General features: G+C 65.2%; 18 protein-coding genes. 6 read left to right on the top strand and 12 right to left on the bottom strand.

Annotated features, from left to right (window positions below; all coding sequences use genetic code 11):
• Positions 1–18: 18 nt before the first annotated feature.
• Both AWB70_RS13085 and AWB70_RS13080 read right to left on the bottom strand, forming a co-directional pair.
• Positions 19–1,014, bottom strand: a complete 996-nt coding sequence (locus AWB70_RS13085) for a cation diffusion facilitator family transporter (RefSeq protein ID WP_235024233.1) — start codon at positions 1,012–1,014, stop codon at positions 19–21.
• Positions 1,015–1,100: 86 nt separating this feature from the next.
• On the bottom strand, positions 1,101–3,407 hold the full coding sequence (locus AWB70_RS13080) for a heavy metal translocating P-type ATPase (protein ID WP_374730234.1): 2,307 nt from the start codon (positions 3,405–3,407) through the stop codon (positions 1,101–1,103).
• An 87-nt stretch (positions 3,408–3,494) separates the two neighbouring features.
• Here AWB70_RS13080 and cadR point away from each other — a divergent pair, with 87 nt between their 5' ends.
• Together cadR and AWB70_RS13070 are read left to right on the top strand one after the other, a co-directional pair.
• Positions 3,495–3,926 (top strand): Cd(II)/Pb(II)-responsive transcriptional regulator, encoded by a 432-nt coding sequence (gene cadR / locus AWB70_RS13075; protein ID WP_014252723.1) that lies wholly within the window; start codon positions 3,495–3,497, stop codon positions 3,924–3,926.
• Between the two features lie 194 nt (positions 3,927–4,120).
• Positions 4,121–4,315 (top strand): hypothetical protein, encoded by a 195-nt coding sequence (locus AWB70_RS13070; RefSeq protein WP_081478328.1) that lies wholly within the window; start codon positions 4,121–4,123, stop codon positions 4,313–4,315.
• A 147-nt stretch (positions 4,316–4,462) separates the two neighbouring features.
• Here the strand turns inward: AWB70_RS13070 and AWB70_RS13065 are convergent, their stop codons facing one another.
• The 4 genes from AWB70_RS13065 to AWB70_RS13050 all read right to left on the bottom strand — a co-directional run bounded on the left by AWB70_RS13065 (position 4,463) and on the right by AWB70_RS13050 (position 10,624).
• Positions 4,463–6,439 (bottom strand): PhoX family protein, encoded by a 1,977-nt coding sequence (locus tag AWB70_RS13065; protein ID WP_053571618.1) that lies wholly within the window; start codon positions 6,437–6,439, stop codon positions 4,463–4,465.
• Positions 6,440–6,689: 250 nt separating this feature from the next.
• Positions 6,690–7,709 (bottom strand): alpha/beta fold hydrolase, encoded by a 1,020-nt coding sequence (locus AWB70_RS13060; RefSeq protein WP_053571619.1) that lies wholly within the window; start codon positions 7,707–7,709, stop codon positions 6,690–6,692.
• 61 nt (positions 7,710–7,770) lie between these two features.
• Positions 7,771–9,276, bottom strand: a complete 1,506-nt coding sequence (locus AWB70_RS13055) for a M81 family metallopeptidase (RefSeq protein WP_053571620.1) — start codon at positions 9,274–9,276, stop codon at positions 7,771–7,773.
• A gap of 34 nt (positions 9,277–9,310) precedes the next feature.
• The gene (locus AWB70_RS13050) at positions 9,311–10,624 is read right to left on the bottom strand and encodes an MFS transporter (protein ID WP_053571621.1); all 1,314 of its coding nucleotides are present in this window, start codon (positions 10,622–10,624) and stop codon (positions 9,311–9,313) included.
• A 127-nt stretch (positions 10,625–10,751) separates the two neighbouring features.
• On the opposite strand from AWB70_RS13050, the gene AWB70_RS13045 reads away from it, so the two are divergent.
• The gene (locus AWB70_RS13045) at positions 10,752–11,726 is read left to right on the top strand and encodes a LysR family transcriptional regulator (RefSeq protein ID WP_053571622.1); all 975 of its coding nucleotides are present in this window, start codon (positions 10,752–10,754) and stop codon (positions 11,724–11,726) included.
• Here AWB70_RS13045 and AWB70_RS13040 read toward each other — a convergent pair.
• The 5 genes from AWB70_RS13040 to AWB70_RS13020 form a co-directional block, all read right to left on the bottom strand.
• Entirely contained in the window at positions 11,668–12,885 is a 1,218-nt protein-coding gene (locus tag AWB70_RS13040) for an MFS transporter (RefSeq protein WP_053571623.1), read from the bottom strand. The two genes, AWB70_RS13045 and AWB70_RS13040, sit on opposite strands and share 59 nt — an antisense overlap.
• 180 nt (positions 12,886–13,065) lie before the next feature.
• Complete coding sequence (locus AWB70_RS13035) at positions 13,066–13,707, bottom strand: hypothetical protein (protein ID WP_053571624.1); 642 nt, start codon at positions 13,705–13,707, stop codon at positions 13,066–13,068.
• Positions 13,708–13,748: 41 nt separating this feature from the next.
• Positions 13,749–16,028: a sensor domain-containing protein gene (locus AWB70_RS13030; RefSeq protein WP_053571625.1), complete on the bottom strand. Its 2,280-nt coding sequence runs from the start codon at positions 16,026–16,028 to the stop codon at positions 13,749–13,751.
• A gap of 68 nt (positions 16,029–16,096) precedes the next feature.
• Entirely contained in the window at positions 16,097–16,735 is a 639-nt protein-coding gene (locus AWB70_RS13025; RefSeq protein ID WP_053571626.1) for a Vgb family protein, read from the bottom strand.
• A gap of 34 nt (positions 16,736–16,769) precedes the next feature.
• On the bottom strand, positions 16,770–17,990 hold the full coding sequence (locus AWB70_RS13020; RefSeq protein ID WP_053571627.1) for a hypothetical protein: 1,221 nt from the start codon (positions 17,988–17,990) through the stop codon (positions 16,770–16,772).
• 203 nt (positions 17,991–18,193) lie between these two features.
• On the opposite strand from AWB70_RS13020, the gene AWB70_RS13015 reads away from it, so the two are divergent.
• Together AWB70_RS13015 and AWB70_RS13010 are read left to right on the top strand one after the other, a co-directional pair.
• On the top strand, positions 18,194–19,150 hold the full coding sequence (locus tag AWB70_RS13015; RefSeq protein WP_053571628.1) for a hypothetical protein: 957 nt from the start codon (positions 18,194–18,196) through the stop codon (positions 19,148–19,150).
• Positions 19,151–19,155: 5 nt separating this feature from the next.
• Positions 19,156–19,527, top strand: a complete 372-nt coding sequence (locus tag AWB70_RS13010) for a hypothetical protein (protein WP_053571629.1) — start codon at positions 19,156–19,158, stop codon at positions 19,525–19,527.
• Between the two features lie 82 nt (positions 19,528–19,609).
• On the opposite strand, the gene AWB70_RS13005 is transcribed toward AWB70_RS13010, so the two are convergent.
• Positions 19,610–20,611, bottom strand: coding sequence for an FUSC family protein (locus tag AWB70_RS13005; protein ID WP_053571630.1), 1,002 nt, complete (start codon positions 20,609–20,611; stop codon positions 19,610–19,612).
• A gap of 236 nt (positions 20,612–20,847) precedes the next feature.
• Here AWB70_RS13005 and AWB70_RS13000 point away from each other — a divergent pair, with 236 nt between their 5' ends.
• Positions 20,848–22,371 carry a methyl-accepting chemotaxis protein gene (locus tag AWB70_RS13000; RefSeq protein WP_235024232.1) on the top strand — a complete coding sequence of 508 codons (1,524 nt, stop codon included), beginning with the start codon at positions 20,848–20,850 and terminating at the stop codon, positions 22,369–22,371.
• Positions 22,372–22,610: the final 239 nt, after the last annotated feature.

The raw sequence follows: 22,610 nt of genomic DNA, 5'->3' as shown, positions 1-22,610 counted from the left end.
CGTAGGCAGCGTTATCGCTCAGACGACCCTCGGCGTATCTTTGCCCTGACGCGTCGTCGAATGTTCATCGACGCATTCGTCGTGTTCCACCTGAACCGTGACATGCTGAATGTTGAACTGCACCGCCAGTCTCCGCTGAACCGAAAGCACCACTTCGCGCGCATTCGTGCCCGCTGCCGGATGAACGTGCAAGGTCACCATGTGCTGCTCTCCGGTGATCGACCACGCGTGGATGTGGTGAGCGTTTTCCACTTCGGGCACGTTGCTCTCCAGATCGGTCTTGATGTCGATCAGATTCACGCCTTCCGGCGTACCTTCAAGCAGAATGTGCGCGGACGATTTAACGATGCCCCACGCGCTCTTGAGAATGATCACGGCGACGAAGATGGACAGCAGCGGATCAATAGGCGTCCAGCCGGTCCACAGAATGACGACCGCCGCGACGATGGCCGCCACGGAGCCCAGCATATCGCCGAGCACATGAAGCCACGCGCCACGCAGATTCAGGTTCTCCCGGTTCCCGCCATGCAGCACGGCGAATGCCGCGATATTGGCGAGCAGCCCGGCTATCGCAACAATCAGCATCGTCTTGCCGATGACCGGCACGGGTGAAGCGAAACGCTGAGCGGCTTCGATCACGATCCACGCGGCAATCACGAACAGCGCGCAACCGTTGACGAACGCCGCGAGAATCTCGAGGCGTTTGTAGCCGAACGAAAGTTGTTCGGTCGCGGGCCGTTTCCCATAATGAATCGCGGTCCAGCTAAAACCCAGCGCCGCGGCGTCGCTCACCATGTGACCCGCATCCGCCAGCAGCGCCAGCGAACCGGAAATCACGCCGCCGGCAACCTCCACCAGCATGAATACCGCAATGATGACGAAGGCCCAGCCGATGCGCCGCTGGTCGCTCACGCCATGCAGATGGTTATGCCCGGCGTGACTATGACCATGACCGTGCTCATGGCCCTCGTGGCGATGGTCGTGTCCGTCCTCGTGCGTGTGTTGGGATGCCATTGGCGCGTTCCTTGAGCAAGCTCGAATCGATATTCTAGTTCGATCAGGAAGCGGCAACCGATCCGATTAAATCAATGCAGGCCGTTCTACTTCCGAAGCAATCGCAGCCCATTGGCGACGACCAGCAGACTCGCGCCGACATCGGCGAACACGGCCATCCACATGGTGCCCAAACCGGCGATGGTCAACGCGAGGAACACCGCCTTGATCCCCAGCGCCAGCGTGATGTTCTGCACGAGAATGCCGTGCGTCGCCCTCGACAGCCGGATGAACGTCGGTATCTTGCGAAGGTCGTCGTCCATTAGCGCGACGTCGGCGGTCTCGATGGCGGTATCCGTTCCCATCGCGCCCATCGCGAAGCCGATATCGGCTTGCGCAAGCGCCGGCGCATCGTTGATGCCGTCGCCGACCATGCCCACCATCGAGCCGCCGTTCGATAGCGTCTTCACGACGGCGAGCTTGTCCTCGGGAAGCTGATTGCCTTCCGCGCGATCGATGCCGACCTGCGCCGCGATCGCCGCCGCCGTGTGGGGATTGTCGCCGGTCAGCATCGCCGTGCGAACGCCGAGCGCGTGCAGACCGGCGATGGCGTCCTTGCTGCTGTCCTTCACGGTATCGGCCACCGCGAAGAGGCCGAGCACGCGTGTCTGGTCGATCAGCATCACGACCGTCTTGCCCTCGCGCTCAAGCGCATCCAGACGGGTTTCGAGCTCGGTCGAGCAACGGCCGGACTCTTCGACCAGCCGATGATTGCCGAGCGCGTAGCGCCGTCCCTTCACGACGCCCGCGACGCCCCGGCCCGCAATGGCCTCGAACGCATCGACTTCCAGTCGGGCCACGCCCTGCGCAGCCGCCGCCCGCGCGATTGCGGACGAAACCGGATGATCCGAGCGGCCCGCGAGGCTCGCCGCAATCGAGCGTACTGTCGCGCTGTCGATATCGGCGGCGCGCAGCTCGAACTCGGTCTGCACGGGCTTGCCGTGCGTGATGGTGCCGGTCTTGTCGAGCGCCAGCCAGGCGAGCTTGCGGCCCTGTTCGAGATACGTGCCGCCTTTCACCAGAATCCCGTGACGCGCCGCGGCGGCGAGGCCGCTGACAATGGTGACGGGCGTGGAAATCACCAGCGCGCACGGGCAGGCGATCACGAGCAGCACCAGCGCCTTGTAGATCCAGTCGAACCACGCGCCCGCGAAGAACAGCGGCGGAATGACGGCGACGCCCACCGCCAGCATGAAAACGATCGGCGTATAGACGCGCGCAAACCGGTCGACGAAGCGTTGCGTCGGCGCCTTCGCGCCCTGCGCTTCCTCGACCGCGTGGATGATGCGCGCGAGCGTCGTGTTGTTGGCCGCCGCCGTCACGCGGTATTCGAACGAACCCGCCTCGTTGATGGTGCCGGCGAACACGGCATCGCCCTCCGCCTTGTCGACGGGCAGGCTCTCGCCGGTGATCGGCGCCTGATTCACGGTCGAGCGGCCGCTCACGATCTCCCCGTCGAGCCCGATCCGCTCGCCCGGTTTGACGCGCACGAGCGCGCCGGGCGCGATCGTCGACGCTTCGACCTCGATCCACGCGCCATCGGCCTGTTTCACCGTGGCCTTTTCGGGGGCGAGGCGCATGAGTCCCTGAATGGCATTGCGCGCACGGTCCAGCGACTTCGCCTCGATGAGTTCGGCGATGGTGAAAAGCACCATCACCATCGCGGCCTCGGGCCATTGGCCGAGCAGCAGCGCGCCCGTCACGGCGATGCTCATCAGCGCATTGATGTTGAGGTTGCGGTTCCGAACGGCGATCCAGCCTTTCTTGTAGGTGCCGAGCCCCGAACAGGCGACGGCCGCGAGCGCGAGCGCCGCGACGGCCCAGACGGGCGCGCCCGCCCAACTGGCGGCCTCGGAACCGACGGCGGCCACGACTGCCACCGCGAGCGGCCACCAGGGCTTGCGCACTTCCGGCGCGGCCTGCGACGCGTCGCCGAGCTCCGGCTTGAACCCGAGCGTGCCGAGCGCCTTGACGATGGCATCCAGCCCGTCGGGCTGGTGCACCACCGTCAAGACCCGCTGCATCAGATTGAACTCAAGCTCGGCGACTTCCGGCATGCCGCCCAGCTTTTTGCGGATGAGCGCTTCCTCGGTCGGGCAGTCCATCTGCAGGATGCGCATCTGGGTGCGAACCGAAGCGCCGACGGCAACGGTTCCGGCAAGCGCCTCGAAGGCCGCTGGCGCCGCGCCGACGCACTTATCGTCGTGGCCGTGGTCGTGGCCGTGGCCATGCGAATCGTGCGAGTGATCGTGGCCGTGATGATCGTGCGCGCCGTGTTCGTGCCGTTCGGCCGCGCCGCAGCACGCGGTTTCGCCGCACGCGTCTTGCCGCATCGTCTTGTCTTCGTATGTCATGGCCGTATCCTTTTTCTGCTGTATGCTCGCAGTACACACCTTGAAGTTGCTTCAAGGTCAAGGACTTTTTAGGGAAGGACGCCAACCATGAGAATCGGGGAACTCGCGAAACTGGCGAACTGCACGACCGAGACCATCCGTTTCTACGAGAAGGAAGGGCTGCTGGCTCCGCCGGAGCGAAACGGCGCGAACTATCGCAGTTACACCGCAAGCCACGTCGACCGGCTTCGTTTCATCCGGAATTGCCGCGCGCTCGACATGACGCACGACGAAGTGCGGGCGCTGCTGGTCGCATCCGACGACCCGTCCGGCACTTGCGAGAGCGTGAACGCGCTCGTGGACGATCACATCGTGCACGTGGATGAGCGGATCGCCGAGCTCACGCATCTGCGCCAGCAATTGACGTCGCTCAGGCAGCGATGCGGCGGCGGCGCGGCCGTCGAACAGTGCGGCATCGTGCAAGGTCTGACATCGATGGAAACGATCGCGCCGAAACCGCGCACGACTCATCTGGGCTAACAGCGCCAAAAATCATACGAAAACCCGCGTAAGTGTTCCCTGTAAAGAAACATTTGCCGATGCCGATAACTCGGAAACAGAAGGGGCCGGACGATCGTCCGGGTCTTCATCGACATCCGGGAAAGCGTTTCGCGCCGCCCGGCGCGCGCCGGTCACAATCGACAGAGAGAGCAATGGTTTTCAGCTACAGGGACATGATGGTCACGCCCGCAGCGGTTCGTCACGGCGACAGCTTCGCCGCGACGGCGCGCATTCAGGATTTGAACGGAATGGAGCGGTCCGTGAGGCTGCCTGGCCACTTCCCGAACGTCGAGGAAGCGATCCGCTTTGCGATTGCCGCGGGCACCGAATTTATCGATTTCGAGCAGGGCTGCCGGGCTTTCGCATAGCGCGCCGGGCGCGTTTCGATCGGGTAAAAAGGCAACGCCGCGACCATCGTTCGCGGCGTTTCTTTTTTCAGCGACCATCGAGAAGCACGCATGGAGGCTGCATCGGCCAAGCGAGGCGCGATGCCTCGCTGCCGCTGCACCGCCTCGTCAGGCGAGCCTGATCGACGTCAAATCGGCCGTCAAATACCCCACCGCCGCGCCGAACCGATCCTTATAGTTCGCGCGGATGAGCGGATCGAGCGTCGCCTGCACCTTGCCATGCAGCGCAGCTTCCCAGTCGCCCGCGTGCTGGAAGTTGCTCATGATGTAGGTCCAGCCGTTGATCTCGTCGACCGCGTGCAGGCCCGTCGATTCCGCGCCCGACGGCGTCGACAGAATGCGCGTCAGCGACTTGGTATCGACGTTGTACGCCCACAGGAAGTTGTTGACGTGACGGCCGCTGTCCTCGCCGATAAAGAGCGTGCGCAGCTTCTCCGAGAACTTCAGGTTGTCGGGATTCGCGATGCGCTCCGGGTTCGACAGATTGCCGAGCGCATCGGCGGATGCGAGATCCTCGCCGACGAGCGCGGCGGGCGCGGCCATGTCCACCGGCACCCATTCGCTGTCGATCGCGGCGCCCGCGAGATCGCGCTGGCCGCCCTTCAGGTTGAGCGCATACACCGCGCCCGCGTTGATGGCCTTGTCGAGCGCGATGTCCACCGAATGCGCGTTGCCCTTGATCATCGACGAAACGATCTGCGACATCGCCGTGTAGACGACCTTGCTCTTCGCATCGACCGTCGTGCCTTCGAGCTTCGTGAAGCTCATGCTCGCGCCGCGCAGCGCGGCGTAGCGGTGCGTTTCCAGGAACGCGGCCGCCTTCTCCATGCCCGGCTTGATGCGAATCCAGTTGTACTTGCCGCTGAAGTGGATGCGCGTGTAGCTCGCATCCAGCGTCGCACCGACTTTCTCGTCGGTGACGACATCCATGATGTCGGCGATCGTCAGCGTGTTGGCGAGATTCTCGATCTCGTCGCTCGTCGCGTGACCGAGGTTCATCCACGTCAGCGTGGCCGAGCCCGCGCCCGCCGACGAGGTCTGCGCGCACTTCGCGACATAGAGCGTGCCCGCGGAAAGATCCGCTTGCCGGTCTGCGACGAACATGAAGACGCCGCCGTTGGTGGCGTCGTCGCCCATCATCACGGTGCGCTGGTCGGGCATCACCTGAATCAGTTCGTGCGAAATGCGCCCAAGACAATAGTGCTTCTTGATCGTGCCCGTGCCGTCCGGATGCACGGTGACTTCGGGCACATGGCCATAGTGATACGGACGCGCTTTGGTTTCGTCGCCATAGAGGTTCTTGCTGTAGGCCTTGAACTGGGCGTCGGTCGAGGCGAGCGCGGCGTCCGGCTCGTACTCTTCGCTCGAAAGATGCGTGTTCCACGGCGACAGGCTCGCGCCGCACGTGATCCACAGGCCATGCGCCTTCGACGTGTCGACGTTCGCGTAGCTCACGAGCGTGAGCTTGCCCGTCGACGGGTCCTGGTCGAGCGTGAGCACGGCGATCGGCGACGGCAGGCGGCCGTACATGCTGGCCGCGCTCTGGTCGCGCGTGGCGTATTCGAACTGCACGACCGCGAACACGGCGTTGCCCTTCACGCCTTTCACCGTCGCATTGTCGATCTTGATGAGCGATGTGCCGTCCGGGCAGTCCGAGAAGAACTGACGTTCCTTGCCCGCCGCCGAGCGGTCGATGATCGGCTGATTGGCGATATCGAAGTAGCCGCCCGCGACGATCGTGCCGCCCGCCGTGTTCGGCACGGTATCGCCCGTCATGAAGAACGGCTGATACGCGAGCTTGTACGCGCGGTTGCTGCCGTCGCTGAAGTTCACGGTCATCGTCGAGGCGACCGTGGTTTTCGCCATCGCGGCGGGATCGGCCAGCGACGGCGCCGCCATTCCGGTGAACGTGGCCGTGGTGAACGCGGCGTTCGACACGGGCGCGGGCGTGGCGGCGTTGCTGTCGCTGCCGCCGCACGCGGCCGTGAGCAGCGCCGCGGTGGCCGCGCCGCCGAGCGGCAGCATCGGCGCGCCGGCGAGAATCTTCAGGGCTTTGCGGCGGGAAAGGTCGAGTGACTGCGCCATGTGTGGTTTCATTTCCTTGATTGTGGTTTGTGTACCGGCGATGAACGTCTTTCTCTCGGGCCGTTGCGGTCCGACGTGCCGGTTGACGCGCTACTGTAGGAAATGAATGTGAAAATCGTTTGACAGGCTGACGTAATCGTTCTGTTTATGGCCTGAAAGGGCTGCGCGTTGGCTGCCCTGTCTTCAGTTCGCGAAGACGCGCAAGCCGAAGGCGAACAAAATCGCACTTCGGCTGAAGTTTCGGGCTGAGTTACATGCGGTCCGCGTCGATCACCGCATCGGCGAATGCCTTGGGCGCTTCTTGCGGCAGGTTGTGTCCGATCCCGCCCGCGACGTTCCGATGCGCGTACTTCCCGGTGAACTTCTTCGCATACGCCCCGGGATCGGGATGCGGCGCGCCGTTGGCGTCGCCTTCCATCGTGATCGTGGGCACGCCGATCGTCGGCGCGGTCGCGAGACGCTGCTCGAGCGCGTCGTATTGCGCCTCGCCCTGCGCGAGCCCGAGCCGCCAGCGATAGTTGTGGATCACCACCGCGACATGATCCGGATTCTCGAACGACTTCGCCGAGCGGTCATAGGTCGCGTCGTCGAAGTTCCATTTCGGCGAGGCGAGTTGCCAGATCAGCTTGTTGAAATCGTGGCGATTCGCTTCGTAACCCGCCTGGCCGCGTTCGGTCGCGAAGTAGAACTGATACCACCACGCGAACTCGGCCTTCGGCGGCAAGGGCGCGCGATTCGCCTGCTGGCTGCCGATCAGATAGCCGCTCACCGATACCATCGAACGGACGCGCTCCGGCCACAGCGCCGCGATGATGTTCGCCGTGCGCGCGCCCCAGTCGAACGCGCCGAACGCGGCCTTCTGGATCTTCAGCGCATCCATGAGCGCGATGATATCGACCGCGACCACCGCCTGCTGCCCGTTGCGCGGCGTGTCGGCGGAGAGAAAGCGCGTCGTGCCGTAGCCGCGCAGATACGGCACGATCACGCGATAACCCTGCGCCGCGAGCATCGGCGCGACTTCGGCGAAGCTGTAGATATCGTAGGGCCAGCCGTGCAGCAGGATCACCGCGGGACCGTTCGCCGGCCCGGCTTCCGCATAGCCGACGTTCAGCGTGCCCGCATCGATCTGGCGAAGCGGCGCGAAGTCCGCCTTCGCGGGCCGCGTGGTCTGCGCGCGCACGAGATCGCTGAAACCGAGCTGCATCGCGCCGACGCTCGCGATCGTCGTGCCGATGAAGCGTCGGCGCCACGCGTTGATCTGATCCGTCATATCGCATTGCTCCTTTTTGATGTTGTTCAGTTGGCGGGAAAGCACGTCACGTCACGTCACGTTATGCAGCCGATGCCCGCAGCGCCGCGAGCGTCGGCCCCATCGGACGCACGCGCATGCGCGCATCGAGATTGCGCCACGGCAGATCGGCCGGATCGGCGGCCATCGGGCCGGGCGCTTTCGCCACGAGAATGCGCTCGGCGATCGGCTCGAAGTCCGCGCGAAAATGCACCGAGCTCTTGTTGACGAGAATCTTCATGCGCTCGGGCTCGATGCCCGCAACGCGAAAGAGATTGCGGTCGAACACCTGCATCTTGATGCTGCTCACGGCGATGCGCACGCCGTCGATACGCAGGCATGCCGTCGGCCCGAGCTCGCCCGACATGCCGTTGAGCATCGGGCCGTCGAAGCGGAAGCGACCGTCGGAGAGATACTCGACTTCGAACTCGCCTTCGAGCGGTGAGTCGCCCGGCACGTTCGAGCCGCCGCCGAGCGCCAGCGCGATACGCGCGCCGACGCCCGCACGATGCGCCGCCCGCGCCGCCCGCTCGTCCCAGATCACGCCCACGGCCGCGTCGCGCGCGCCGTTGCGCAGGAGCGCGCGGACCATGCCCATGGTGTTCGAATCGCCGCCGACGCCGGGATTGTCCTGCGTGTCCGCGATGATCACGGGCTTCGTCGCGGCGCGGCTCGCCTCGATGGCTTCGCGCGCGGCTTCGTCGGGCGAGAGGAACGGCACGTCCCAGCGTGCTTCGTTGTCCACGAGTTGCGTGTACAGCGCGTCCACCGCACGTTCCGCCGCATCCTGATCGAGCGCGTAGCCCCAGAACACCGGGCCGCATTCATCGAAATCGGATGCCGGAAAACCCGGCGCGAACGAGAGCGACACCACGTCTTTTTCGAGCGCTTCGAGCGTCCCGTACATGCCGCGCGCCGGCTCGACGAGCGTGCACATGCCGTTCACCGGAATCAGGAAGGGAATGCGGCGCATCGCGCTCGCGAACCGCTTGCCATGCTCGATGCGCTGCGCCAGCAGATGCGCGGCGCGCAAGCCCGTCTCGGCCATATCCACATGCGGATACGTGCGATACGCGACGAGCGCATCGGCCAGTTCCACCATGCGCGCGGTGACGTTCGCGTGAAGATCGAGCGAGACGACGAGCGGCATGTCGTCGCCGACAATGCCGCGTACACGCGAGAGCAGCTCGCCCTCGCCGTCGTCGAGATGCTCGGCGACCATCGCGCCGTGCAGATCGAGATAGATCGCATCGAAGCCGCCCGCCCGCACACGTTCCACGATCGCGCCCGCGATGCGTTCATAGGCGTCTTCCGTCACATGCGCCGAGGCGCTCGCGCCCGCCCAGATCACCGGAATGAGTTCGTGACCTTGCGCTTCGGCCCATTGAATGAAGCCGCCGATCGGCACGTTCACGTCGCGCAGCTTGAGCACATCGTCGCCGTGCGCCATCGGCGGGAATCCTTCGCCCTGAATGAAGCTCTGATAGCTCGCCTTGGTCGGCGCAAAGGTGTTCGTCTCGTGCTGGAAACCTGCGATGAGGATCTTCATGGTGAGTGTCGTTTTCCGGTTCGATTGAATGATGTCAGGCCGTGCGGGTTTCCGCAGCAGCCCCCCTGTGCTTGTTCGCGAGGATCAGCACGCACGAGAGCGCGGCCATGCACGCCATCACGAGCAATCCGCCGTGCGTGCTGCCGGTCGCGGACTTGACCCAGCCGAACACGGCCGGACCCCAGAAGCCGCCCGACAGGCCGATCGTGTTGATGAGCGCAATGCCGCCCGCGGCAGCCGGACCGGAGATGGTCTCGGAGGGAATCGCCCAGAAGACCGTATAGGCCATCCACATGCAGGCGGTGGCGAGCGTGAGCAGCGTGAGCGTGGCGGCGAGATTGCCGGATGCGTACGGCGTCAGCGTCAGCAGCACGGCCGCGCCGAGCGCCGGCAGCGCGCTGTGATAGCGGCGCTCGCCGACGCGGTCGGAACGGCGGCCCGCGGCGTACATCGCGACGGCGGCGGCAACATACGGAATCGCGACATACCAGCCGAGGCGCAGCGTGTCGCTCACGCCCTGCTCCTTGACGAGCGTCGGCAGCCAGAAGCTGATCGCGTAGATCGGGAAGATGATGCAGAAGTACGCGAGCGCCAGCACATAGATACGCGGATTCTTCGCGATTTCCGCGAACGATTCGATGCGATGCGATGCGTTGCCATGACCCCCGACTTCCGCTTCGACGAGACGCTTCTCGTCCTGCGTGAGCCAGCGTGCATCGGCGGGACGGTTCGCCAGCTTGAACCACACGAGCGCGCCGAGCGCGAGGCACGGCAGCCCTTCGACGAGAAACATCCATTGCCAGCCGGCCAGCCCGCCGACGCCCGAGAGCGACGAAATCAGCCACGCCGAAAGCGGCCCGCCGACCACGCCGCCGAGCGGCCCCGCGACGAACACGAGCGCGATCGCGCGCGCCATGCGCTTCGGTCCGTACCAGTTCGAGAGGTAATAGATCATGCCCGGCGCGAAGCCCGCTTCGAACACGCCGAGCATGAAGCGCATCGCGTAGAACGCGGGCACGTTGTGCACGAAGAGCATGCACGCCGACGTGATGCCCCACAGCACGAGAATGCGGCTGAAGGTGAGACGCGCGCCGATCTTCGGCAGCATCAGATTGCTGGGAATCTCGAAGAGCACGTAACCGATGAAGAAAATGCCCGCGCCGACGCCGTACGCCGCGTCGGAGAAGCCGAGGTCGCTTTGCATCTGAAGCTTCGCGAAGCCCACGTTCACGCGGTCCAGATAAGCGAACATGTAACACGCGATCAGGAGCGGCAGGAGCCGCCAGTTGATTCTGCTGTAGAGCGCCGAAACGGCATCGCCGCCTCGCAGGGTCTGAATCGTCGACATCTGCGTCTCCTTGATTGTCTCCCCCGTTTTTCGGGTGAACCCATCTTGAACGCGTGCGAGTATGTGAGCAAGAGCAACTAAGTTCACGTATCGTTGCTCTGTGAGCAACACACGGGATGCATCGACCATGCGCGAAATCAATCAGCAACGCCTGCGTTACTTTCACGAAGTGCTGGCGCACGGCACGATCCGCGGCGCGGCGGATCATCTGAACACCTCGCCTTCCGTGATCGCGCGGCAAATCAGGCTGCTGGAAGACGAACTCGACACGACGCTCTTCGAGCGCGAGGCGCGCGGCGTGCGGCCGACCGAAGCGGCGTTTCATTTGCTGGAGTTCTGGCGAGGCTACCGGTCTCAGCAGGAAAAGCTCGAAGACCAGTTGCACGCGCTGAAGGGCTTGCAGCAGGGCGAGATTCGCCTCGCGGTGAGCGAAGGCTATGTCGATACGCTCGTCGATGACGTGCTCGCGCCCTTCTGCGCGCGTTATCCGCGTCTGGAGATCGACGTGCAGATGCTCGCCGTCGACGATCTGCTCGAAGAAGTCGCGCAAAGCCGCGCGCATATCGGGCTTGCGTACAATCCGCCGCCGCATGCGCGTGTCGAGGTGCGCGCGAGCTCGCCGCAGCCGGTCGTGCTGCTCGCGCGGCGCGATCATCCGTTGGCGACGCGCGGCGGCGTCGCGCGGATCGGCGATCTGCTCGACTATCCGCTCGCGCTGATGCCGCCTACGTTCGGCATCGGCCATGTCGTGAAGATGCTGGAAACCACCGACAACCTCGCGATCCGCCCGACGCTCACGACGAATTCGCTCGGCGCGCTGAAACGCTTCGTCGCGGCGGAGAACTTCATGACGCTGATCGGCGAATTCGCCGCGTATCGCGAGCTGGCGAGTGGCGAGCTGACCACGGTGCCGATCGCGCATCCGCTTTTCGAAAGCGCGCAGGCGAAGCTGCTCGTGAAGACGGGGCGTCCGCTCGCGGCCGGGCCGCAGGAATTGCTCGACTGGATTCTGAGCCGCATGCCGATGTTCGCGCGCGCGCCCGTCAAACCGCCGCGCAATCGGGCACACCGGCGAGGCGCGCCGCCGGCGACATCGCAATGATCCACGCCTGCACGGCGAACGCGAGCGCCGCCGCGACGAGGCACGGCCCCATGCCGAAGCGCGCGCTGATCGCCGCGCCCGCGAGCGCGCCGAGCGGCCGCGCGCCGTAGGTCGCCGTGCCGTTGAGCGCCGATACGCGGCCCAGCATGTGCGCGGGCGTGATGGCCTGGCGCAGCGTCGTCGAGCCGACGGTCCACAGGATCGGCCCCGCGCCGAGCAGAAAGAAGCTCGATGCGGCGAGCCAGAACGACGGCGCGGCGAGCGTCGCGACCATCACGAGCGATGCGGCCAGCCCGCAAAACGGCCCGACCAGCAGCATGCGGCCGAATGCCATGCGCCGCGCGACCGCGGGCGCGGCGAGCGCGCCGCACACCATGCCGGCGCCGTATGCGCCGAGCGTCACGCCGACCGCCGATGCGCTCAGGCCCAGGCGCTGCACCGCATACGGCACGTACATCGACTGCAAGGTAAAAAAGCCGATGTTGAAGAACACGGCGGTGGCGAGCATCGGGCGCAGCAGCGCATCGCCGGCGACGAAACGCGCGCCTTCGCGCAGTTCCGTCAGAAAATGCCGCGCGACGGCGGGACGGCGCGGCGGTTCGCGCAATCCCGCGAGCAGCATCGCCGCCGATGCCGACAGGCCCGCCGCGCAGCCATACGCCCAGCCCGCGCCGATCCATCCGACGATGAGCCCGCCCAAGGCCGGCCCCGCCGAATACGCGACGCTGCGCGCGAGCTCGATGCGCCCGTTCGCGGCGGGCAGCGCGGCACGTTCGACCAGCGCCGGGACGAGCGCGGGCGCGGCGACGTTGTAGGCGACGGTGCCGGTCGCGCCGATAAAGCCCAGCAGCGCGAGCAGCGGCAGCGTCAACGCGTGCGACAGCGCGAGCAGCAGCACGCAGGCCATGGCGAGCGCGCGGGCGCATTCGGCGGCGGTCATCAGCGCGCGGCGCGAGCGGCGATCGGCGAGCACGCCGAGGGGCATCGACAGCAACAGAAACGGCAGCGTCTGGGCGCTCTGCAGCAGGCCGATGTCGGCGGCAGACGCGCCGAGCGCGAACACGGCGGCGAGCGGCGCGGCGGCGAGGCCGATCTGCTCCGCCGATTGCGCGAGCAGGTTCGACCAGGCGAGGCGTTGGAAAGCGGCGGGAAAGCGCATCGGGCGTGCTCCGTGACGGGATCGGATGGCTTCATCGTCACGGATGCGCCGTGCGCCCGCACCCCAGTTCTTGCGCTGTGATTCGCGCGCGGGACGGCGCTTGCTGCCTTATGTGATGAGCCGCAAACCGTCAGATGCCGTGGAGCGCGAGCACATCGGAGGCTTGAGCGAAGCGGCGCGTCACTGCGCGCCGCTTTCCATTTTCGTCTTTTGCGCCGCGATTTCGTCCGCGATCGTGCTTGCGAGCGCATCGAGCGATGAAATGGCTTCGGTCTTGTGGATGACGAAACGCGCCGCCGCGCCGTAGGGCTTGGGCGCCGCCGCCGATTTCTGTCCTTTGAGCTGGCTGCTGGTATCGATTTGCGAAAGCGGCGCGTCGGGGCTCGCCGTGAGATTCGCGAGTTGCACGGTGACATGCGTGTTGGGCGATTTGTCCGACGAACCCATCGAGGGCAAGGCGCCGCCGAATCCCGACGACAGCGTTTCGTCGAACTCGCCGGTCACGAGCCAGCCCGATGCGGGCGGCGCGGACGATCCGGATTGCGCCGTCAGATGGCACGCGGCGATACCCTTCGCATTCAGCGCCCTGACGATGCCTTCGGCCAGCGCCGATGCGTTTTGTTCGATCTGCATCGTATTGCGCGCGGCGCGCAGCCGCGAGCCGGGAAAATGCGAGGTACTGCCCGAAGAGACCACGGTGAAGTCGCGCACCTGAACGGACGTGCTCGCGCCCGTACACGGCGGCGCGGATTGCGCGAGCGCGAGCGCGCTGACCATCAAGCCGGACAATCCGAGCGCAACACGCAACGATACGGTTTTCATCGCTTTTCTCCGTAATGCGGCGATGATAACGCCGCGCGCCTTCAGCGCGCGAGCGCGATGTCCTGCTCCTCGGCCTGCGTCATCAACCTGTCCAGCGGCACGGGACGGCTCAGCAGGAATCCCTGCACCTTGTCGCAACGCACCGCGCGCAGCGCGTCGAGCTGCTCGCGCGTCTCGACGCCCTCCGCGACCACCGTCACGCCGAGCTTGTGCGCGAGATCGATCACGCCTTCCACGACCGTGCGCGCCATCGTGTCGGTCGCGATGTTATCGACGAAAGTCTTGTCGAGCTTCAGCACGTCCGGCCGGAAGCGCGCCAGATAGCTGAGGCTCGAATACCCCGTGCCGAAATCGTCGATGGCGATACGCACGCCCATTGCGCGGACATTCGACAACACTTCCTGCGCGTCGTCGACGTTGTCGATCAGCGCCGACTCGGTGATCTCCAGCGTAATGCGGTGCGAAGCGATGGAGCCGCGCTTGATCGCCGCCTTGAGCACGGACACGAGACGCGGGTCGCGGAACTGCTTCGGCGACACGTTGACCGCGACCGAGCGCACCTCGGGCAGCGCGAGCGTGAGGCGCGCCGCCGCCAGCACGGCCTCGCGGATCACCCAATGCCCCGCCTCGACGATCAGCGTGCTCTCTTCCAGCACCGGCACGAACGCGCCGGGCGCAAGCAGCCCGAGCTGCGGATGATCCCAGCGCAGCAAGGCCTCCACGCCGACGAGCGCGCCCGACTCCACGACATATTGCGGCTGATAGTGCAGCACGAACTGATTCTCGCGAATCGCGCCGTGCAATTCCGCTTCGAGATGCGCGCGCGCGAGATCGTCCTTTTCGCGGTCGCCGAACACGCGGAAGGTGTTGCGGCCCGCGCGTTTCGCGGCGTACATCGCCATGTCGGCGCCGATGAAGAGCGCTTCGGGCGTGCGCCCGTGCTCCGGATACAGCGCGACGCCGATCGAGCAGGTCATCGTCAGGCTCTTGCAGTCGATGGCGATCGGACGATGACACGCGAGCGACAGCCTGCGGCACGCGCGCGCGATGCTCTCCTGCTCGAACGCGCCGGGCAGGATCACCGTGAACTCGTCGCCGCCCGGACGCGCGGCCACGGCGCCGTCGGGCAGCGTCTCCTGGATGCGCCGCGCGATGGTGCGCAACACGGCGTCGCCCGCGATATGCCCCGCCGTATCGTTGATGGACTTGAAGCGGTCGATATCGACGAACAGATACGCGAACGGCGTCTCCGATTCGCAGCGCTTCACGAGCGCGTCCATCATCGCGTTGCGGTTGGAGAGGCCCGTGAGGCTGTCGGTATTCGCGAGCCGATGCAATTCCTGAAGGCGCTGGCGCTCGTCGGTGGCGTCGACGCACACGCTCACGACCCGCGAGACCGCGCCGTCTTCGGTGACCGGATAGATGTCCGCGCGCACCCAGCGCGTGCGGTCATGCGGCAGGCACAGGCGGAAATAGCTCTGCCTCGCCGCGCCCGTGTTGACGGCCGTGCGCATTTCGTCGCGCAGGGCGGGCAGATCGTCGGCATGCACGCGCTGCGACCACGCGGTCTGATCGACTTCGAGCGCGGACACCGGCATTTCCCACATGCGCTCGAAGGCCGAGCTCACGTGCAGCAGTTCGCGGAAATCATGCGTCGCGGTCCAGAAGACGGCATCGACATGGTCTTCCATGTCCTTTTGCACGCGCGCGTTGCCGCGCAGTTCGTCGATGAGCTTCACTTCCGCGGTGATGTCGCGCGACTTGCACAGCACGGCCGTGACCTGGCCGTGCTCGCCATAGACCGGCGCGAAGTTCGACGTCCACCATTTCAGCTTGCCGTTCAGCGTGCGGCACGCGCCGGAAAACGAAGTCGATTCGCCCGCCTTCGCGCGCTCGAACGCATGCCGCGCGTCGGGGCCGTCCCAGAGCGCGAGCCAGTCGACGCCGACGAGATCGTCGGCGCAATCCGCTTCGATGAGACGCCGGCCGACCTCCGAAATGCACATGATGCGGCCTTCGAGCGAGATCAGCTTGAGGCAGTCCTCCGCGATGGACAGCAGCCCGTGCGCGACCTGACGCGCGACGAAGACGTCGCGTTTGGCCACCTGCATGCGATGCACGGCGAGCGCCATGCAGATGACGAGCGCGGCGAGCGCCACGTTCCACGGCAGCGGCACGAAAAAGGTGCCGCATGCGGCGATGAGCACGGCGAGCGACAACGGGCCGAGCGCATCGAAACGGCGCGCAAGTCCGATGGCTGGCAGGTTCCTGGCGACGTTCTCGCCAATGGTCCCGAGAAAATCGGTCGCTCTCGTCTGCACTGCTTTCGCCCTGTTCCGCTTGGTTCAATGCGTGTTTATCGGCGGAACGGGGAAAGTCTTTAGTAAGCTCAACCGCGCTTGGGCTTGCGCACGGCGCGCACTTTGCCGGTGCGTCCGCCGCCGCAGAAAAAGCGCTCGTGTCCGTCCGATTCGAGCCCCGACACGCCGACGCCTTCGGGCATGTCCAGCCGCTCGATGACCTCGCCCGATTGCGGATCGATATGCCGCAGCTCGCTTTCGTCGCCTTCCCAGGTGGCGTGCCACAGTTCGCCCTCGACCCACGTGACGCCCGTGACGAAGCGATTCGACTCGATGGTGCGCAGGATCGCGCCGTTCTCCGGATCGATCTGATGAATCTTGCGCTCGTTGTACTGGCCGACCCAGAGCGTGCCTTCGGCCCACGCGAGACCCGAATCGGCGCCGCCGCCCGGCGCGGGAATCGTCGACAGCACGCTGCCCGTTTTCGGATCGATCTTCTGGATGCGGTCCTCGGCGATCTGGAACAGATGCTCGCCGTCGAACGCCGTGCCCGCATGCGCGGGGACCTTCAGCGAGCGCGCCTGCTCGCCGCTCTCCGGATCGAACGCGTTGAGCGTGTCGCCGGCGGCGAACCACACGCGCTCTCCGTCGAACGTCACGCCATGCACGCCTTCGATATCCGCAAAAGGCCCGTATTCGCGGATGATTTCCGCCTTCGCGCGTTTCATGTTCCCGTCCTCCGTGGTTGACCGTGCCTTCATGCTAGTCGCCCGCGAACTCGACGGGGAGTAACAAGGCCGTCGTGAAACCCGGCATCGGCGGCGTGGTCCAGCGGCGCGCGCGGCCGCGCCCGAACGATTGCACCTTGCCGCTTTGGGCGAGCGCATCGAGCGAACGCTGCACGGTGCGCTGGCTCGCGCCGAGCGCGATCGCGAGCGCGGAGCTCGACCACGATTCGCCATCGGCGAGGCACGCGAGCAGCGGCGCGTATTCGTCCTCGACGGGCGGCGCGAGCACGGCGACCTCGCGCGCATGATGCGGCGCCAGCCTGAAGCCGCGCGGCGTCGCATCGATGTGTGCGTGGGCGCTCAACATCGTGCGCAACCGGCCGATTTCGACGCGCAACCGCGCCCGATGCGTCTCGTCCGCTTCCCGCAGGCGAAACGCGCGCAGGATCAGCGCATCGCGCGGCGCATCGCCGGGCCATGCCTGCGCGAGCAGGCGCGCGAGCGTAAAAAGCACGGGACGTGTGGCGAGCGCGATCGTCGCGCCGTTTTCACGCACGCACAGACGGCACGCATCCACGACGAACGCATGCGATGCGAGCAGCGCTTCCACTTCGTCGAGCAGAAGGGTGCGCTCGGCTCCATCCCCGATGAGACGCGCCGCGGGCGCGTGGAGGATGCGCCATGCGCTTTCTACTTCGGCGGCCAATGCGGGAATGCGCGCCTCGCGGGCGGCGTGAGTCGCGCGTTCGAGCGCGGCGTGCGCTGTCTTCGTGTGGAGACGCCGCATCGCGATGCCTGCCGACATGAGTTCGTGCGCGGTGCGCAGCGTGGCGGGCAGCGTGTCGGGATCGAGTTCGGCGAGCATGCGATCGGCGTCGTCGAGCCGTCCGATGAGGAGCGCGCGGCGCACGTCCAGATAGCGCGCATGCGCGGCGTTCACGCGATCACCATGCGCTTCGAGTGTGGCGCGCGCATGATCGAGCGCCTTGGCGGGCCAGGCGAGATCGCGCGACGCCAGCGCGATCTCCGCTTCCGCGACGATGCAGCGCGAGCGGGCCAGTGTGGCTTTCGCGCCGAACGCGCGCGTCGCGGCTTTGAGGAGCGCGCGGGCACGCGGGAAGTCGCCGAGCTGCGCCATCGCGATGCCGCGTAATGCGAGCGCGCTCGCGTCCTCGCGCAAGGCGATGCGGTTCAGCGCGCCGAGGGGATCGCCGGCGGCGAGGGCGTGGGCTGCGGCGGTGATCAGGGAGTCCATTGGTCTTGGAGCAGGGGAATCGCTTGCTTGCGTGTGCGCGGATATTGTGCGCGATTCGCAGCATGCTTGTGTGCGTTTGACCGCCCGAAGGACGGCGGGATGCTCGTCGTCAATGCTACGGACTTCCGGTTTATTGAGACACGGCGACAAACGCGGGGCTGCCGCTCGCTACGATTTGCACTCCTGCTAACTATGGAGGCGACATGGCGTTTCCCGAATGGGGCCGTTCGTTCAATGCGCTGTACGTGCCGCTGTCAGGCGGCTTCGGCTGGCAATGCACGCTGATGACTCGGCGTGAATTTCATCAGATCGACTGGTTTATGTGGCGGACTCACCCATATGGGGATCTGTCCTACGAAGAGCGCGGCATTAAGGAAAAGGAGCAGCAGAGGCAGATCGAGCAGGACCGGCGCGATTTCGACCGGCTGTTTCGGGCGCGTATCGATCCGCGCCGCGCATACCTGAGCACTGAGTTCCGGCGGTATGTCGATTTCATTCGTCACGAGTTGCGAGTATCGAGTTGGGATATACCCGTCGATGGTGACGGCATCACGCGTGTGCTGCGCCGCGCCGTTCAAGATGGTCGCCTCGTTCCCGCTATCAACCGCAAACGATACTGGTGGAGCGGGCAAGAGGTGTACAAGTGGTACGCGCCGCAATACTGGCCGAAGCCAGGCGGCGTGAGCTTCAAGGCCAAGAGCGACGAAGTGTTGGATTTGCGCGCTTTCGCATCCGGCGCGGGTGGCGCGATCAAAAGTGGCGGCGGTGGGAGCGGCTTTGATTGGCTTGGCGCCGCTGAAGCAGTTGCCGAGGCTGTGCTCGGCAGTGCGGGTCCGGACGACAGCAGCGGCGATCCAATGCTCAAGGGCCTCGGCGATACTGGCGACAGCGATTCATTGCTCAGTGATGCGCAGCCGTTCGAGTATCAGCCAGACGTACCGAGCGACGAAATGCAGACGGCATGGTTGCCAAGTACCGGCGGCCCTCCTAATAGCTGGCTTGAGAATCCTTCCGGCAAGAAGCAGTGGCGGTACTACGATGGAAACGGCGACGCCGCTTTCGATATCGACTTCGGCCACGATCACGGATTTGGCACGCCGCATTCTCACAATTGGGAGAACGGCAAGCGCGACCAAGGAAACCCCGTTTCTATCTTCTGAACGCTATGGATAATCTAAAGAACTTTGTTTATTTTCACGATTGGCAGATCGACTCGATTTCGACGCTCGAAGACAACGGGTTGGTCTTGAGTCTTGGCTTCCAGGGAAGAAGAGTTGAATTGACGTTTGCTGGCACGAGCCGTTGCGTCGTCGAACACTTTGGCATATTGAACATCGTCTACGATATTACGGTTCTTCAGCCCGGTGATTCCGAATACGAGCAGGCACTTTCGATCCTCGCCAAGTCGGACCGCTTTTCCAAGGTTCCCGGAAAGCGGATTGCGCTCGTAGCCGCCACCGCCGGCGCTGAAATAGTCGTTGAATTCAACGCCCTTGAAATAAACGAAAAGGCGGCGGCAAGCAACGGAAAAGCATAGGCATCGAGAGCGCGCCGCGCCCACGCTCCAAGGGCGCGGCAGGGTTCAGCATGAAATGGCTTCACGCGCCCGTCCCGCCCCCTCACCTCCCCACCCGCCCCGCCACCGCATGCATCCCCAACACGCACGCAATCCCGATCACCCCGCCCGCGAGCACATGCGTGAGCCGTTCGAACGCTTCGGCGACGGACTGATTCGCCAGCATGATCGCGAGCGCCACGAACAGGCAGCGGAAGAAATAGCCGACGACATAACGCTGAAACGCGACGAGCGTGAGGAACCCCGCGAGCGTCGCGAGCGTGACGGCCATGCCCGAATGCGGCAGAAGATATCGCCCGAGCACAATGCCGATCGGCACCCCCGCCATCACGCCGATCACGCGGTTCTGCAACTTGGCGCGCGCCGTATCCACCGCGCCGGTCACGATGCTGGCCGCGCCCCAGATCACCCATTGCGCATTCTCCATGCGCCAGTAGACGACCATCACCCCGGCGATGCCCACGCTCGCGAGCATCGCCGCGAGATCTTCGCCTAACGGCGTGCGCGCCCCGAAATCGTCGAGATTGGACCAGCGCGCCGCGGGCTTGCCGCGCGAGCGCAGATAAGCCGATATCACCCCAGGCATGAGCGCCACCAGCAGATAAGGCAGATATGCGGGCGTCGCGCGCAACAACGCCTCGACCGTGCGCCCGCCATGCAGTTCGTTCGCGAGAATGAGCACCGGAACGAAGGTCCAGGTGCCGAGCGTGCGCAATCGCTCGCCGCGCGACGCGAGCAGAATCACGCCCGCCGCCAGCAGCATGCACGCAATGATGAAAAACGCCGGCACCAGCTCGGCAAGCAGCAGCAAATACGTTCCCGCGATGATCGTGAGTCCGTGCGCCGCCACGCCCACCGGCCGCAACGCGAGCCGGTCTTCCGCGATGACGGTGGATATCGCCAGCAGCGACGCCTTCATCCACAGCGCATTGCCGGTCACGAGCGCGAGCACGACGAACGGCGACAGCGCCGCAAGCGCGCGCAAAAGCGGCCAGATCTTGATTTCGCTCGTCAGACGAAATTGCTGCGGCGCGTCAGCGGACATGCGCGGAAACCCTTTCTCGTGAGACGGATGAAGTGTAGGACGGTTTTTGGCAAGCGATTCCCAAGTTTTGGGCCGCCCCTAAAGGCCATCGCCGCACGGTCGTTATACAGGCCACCCGACGAGATTCGCCGGAGGCGCGCAGGCGGTGCATCGTCGCCGGCGCGCACGCGCACTTGCGATGCAGCCACCTTGAGAGAGCTATGTTTTCGACAATCAAAGGCCGACTGGCCTTGGCCATGACGCTGCTGAGCGCGCTTCTGATCGCCATCGGCCTGGTCGGACTGATCGGCATGAGCCGGTCCAACTCGGTCACTTACGACCTGTTTACGAATGAAATGCCGAGCGCGGTGTCGATCGGCAATGCGGAAATGTTCATGGCGCGCGAGCGTCTGAGCTTCGACCGCGCGGCGCTCAACGTGAGCACGCCGTCCGCCGCCGAAGACGCGATCGGCCGCGGCGCGCTGATGCGCAAAACCTCCGACGACGCCTGGACGAAGTACAACGCCCTGCCGCAAGGCCCCGGCGAAAAGCAGATCGCCGACAAGTTCAACGAGCAGCGTCTCGCCTTGCAAAAGCTGATTGATCAAGGCTATGCCGACGTGCGCGCGCAGGATCAGGCGAAGATCGTCGCCGATGCGGGCGCGATGCAGGCGGCCTTCAACGAGTTCGCGAAATCGGGCGCCGCGGTGCGCAAGCTGCAGTTCGAATCGGCGCAAACCGCCTATGACGAAGGTCAGGCGAGCTTCGCCCTGTTCCGCACCGGCAGCATCGTCGCGATCCTGGTCGGCGTGGTGGCCGCGTTCTACACGTGGATTTCGCTGCGCAGCCGTATCGCGCGCCCGCTCGATGCGGCGCTCGCCCAGTTCGACGCCATCGCGGCCGGCGATCTGCGCAGCAACGTGAAGGTCACGTCGAACGATGAAATGGGCCAATTGTTGCGCGGGCTGTCGACGATGCAGGCCAGCCTCATCGATACGGTGCGCACTGTTCGCAGCGGCAGCGAATCGATTGCCTCGGCGACCAAGCAGATCGCGGCGGGCAACGTGGATCTCTCGTCGCGCACGGAGCAGCAGGCGTCCGCTTTGCAGGAAACCGCGTCGAGCATGGATGAGCTCACGGGCACCGTCAAGCAGAACGCCGACAACGCGCGTCAGGCGAGCGTGCTCGCGGCCAATGCTTCGGAGATCGCGGGCAAGGGCAGCCAGGTCGTGTCGCAAGTCGTGACGACGATGGGCGAGATCAACCATAGCTCGTCGAAGATCGCCGACATCATCACGATCATCGAAGGCATTGCGTTCCAGACGAACATTCTCGCCTTGAATGCGGCGGTGGAAGCGGCGCGCGCCGGCGAGGAAGGCCGCGGCTTCGCGGTCGTGGCGGGCGAAGTGCGCTCGCTGGCACAGCGCTCGTCGGCGGCGGCGAAAGAAATCAAGGAACTGATCGACAACTCGGTGGAACGCGTGCAATCAGGCACGGCGCTCGTCGACGAAGCGGGCCGCACGATGACGGAGATCAGCACGGCGGTGCAGCGCGTGACCGACATCATGGGCGAGATCGCGGCGGCATCGGAAGAGCAGAGCAGCGGCATCGACCAGGTGGCGCGCGCCGTCACGCAGATGGACGAAGTCACGCAGCAGAACGCGGCGCTCGTCGAGGAAGCGGCGGCGGCGGCGCAATCGCTCGAAGATCAGGCGGGCGCGCTGCGCACGGCGGTCGAGACGTTCCGTCTTCATGACGAGGGCATGCGCGCGGTGGCGTAAAACCGAATGGTTGCAGGATGATGCGCGGCTCGCGTGCCTTCGGGACGCGAGCCGTTTTGCTTTCGAGACGGGCATCGGGTTCGCCTCGAATCGCGAATGCGCCGGCGGCGCTATCATGCGAGCGATAACCGCAGGAAATAGGGTGATGCAAATAATTCAATGGTCAGTTGCCGCGGAGTCTCGCACACTTCACGACGCGCGCCAGCGCTATCGCCTATAAACCGATCGAAGGAGACATA

The organism is Caballeronia cordobensis, assembly GCF_001544575.2.
Classification (GTDB): Bacteria; Pseudomonadota; Gammaproteobacteria; order Burkholderiales; family Burkholderiaceae; genus Caballeronia; species Caballeronia cordobensis.
The sequence above is the reverse complement of the archived record's forward strand: the minus strand, read 5'-3'. Positions and strand labels throughout refer to the sequence as shown.

Coding starts and splice junctions, on each gene's coding strand:
- AWB70_RS13040 (WP_053571623.1), bottom strand. CDS start 12,885: ATGCGCTTTCCCGCCGCTTTCCAACGCCTCGCCTGGTCGAACCTGCTC.
- AWB70_RS13045 (WP_053571622.1), top strand. CDS start 10,752: ATGCGCGAAATCAATCAGCAACGCCTGCGTTACTTTCACGAAGTGCTG.
- AWB70_RS13080 (WP_374730234.1), bottom strand. CDS start 3,407: ATGACATACGAAGACAAGACGATGCGGCAAGACGCGTGCGGCGAAACC.
- AWB70_RS13005 (WP_053571630.1), bottom strand. CDS start 20,611: ATGTCCGCTGACGCGCCGCAGCAATTTCGTCTGACGAGCGAAATCAAG.
- AWB70_RS13070 (WP_081478328.1), top strand. CDS start 4,121: ATGATGGTCACGCCCGCAGCGGTTCGTCACGGCGACAGCTTCGCCGCG.
- AWB70_RS13010 (WP_053571629.1), top strand. CDS start 19,156: ATGGATAATCTAAAGAACTTTGTTTATTTTCACGATTGGCAGATCGAC.
- AWB70_RS13085 (WP_235024233.1), bottom strand. CDS start 1,014: ATGGCATCCCAACACACGCACGAGGACGGACACGACCATCGCCACGAG.
- AWB70_RS13055 (WP_053571620.1), bottom strand. CDS start 9,276: ATGAAGATCCTCATCGCAGGTTTCCAGCACGAGACGAACACCTTTGCG.
- AWB70_RS13060 (WP_053571619.1), bottom strand. CDS start 7,709: ATGACGGATCAGATCAACGCGTGGCGCCGACGCTTCATCGGCACGACG.
- AWB70_RS13035 (WP_053571624.1), bottom strand. CDS start 13,707: ATGAAAACCGTATCGTTGCGTGTTGCGCTCGGATTGTCCGGCTTGATG.
- AWB70_RS13050 (WP_053571621.1), bottom strand. CDS start 10,624: ATGTCGACGATTCAGACCCTGCGAGGCGGCGATGCCGTTTCGGCGCTC.
- AWB70_RS13015 (WP_053571628.1), top strand. CDS start 18,194: ATGGCGTTTCCCGAATGGGGCCGTTCGTTCAATGCGCTGTACGTGCCG.
- AWB70_RS13025 (WP_053571626.1), bottom strand. CDS start 16,735: ATGAAACGCGCGAAGGCGGAAATCATCCGCGAATACGGGCCTTTTGCG.
- cadR (WP_014252723.1), top strand. CDS start 3,495: ATGAGAATCGGGGAACTCGCGAAACTGGCGAACTGCACGACCGAGACC.
- AWB70_RS13000 (WP_235024232.1), top strand. CDS start 20,848: ATGACGCTGCTGAGCGCGCTTCTGATCGCCATCGGCCTGGTCGGACTG.
- AWB70_RS13020 (WP_053571627.1), bottom strand. CDS start 17,990: ATGGACTCCCTGATCACCGCCGCAGCCCACGCCCTCGCCGCCGGCGAT.
- AWB70_RS13065 (WP_053571618.1), bottom strand. CDS start 6,439: ATGGCGCAGTCACTCGACCTTTCCCGCCGCAAAGCCCTGAAGATTCTC.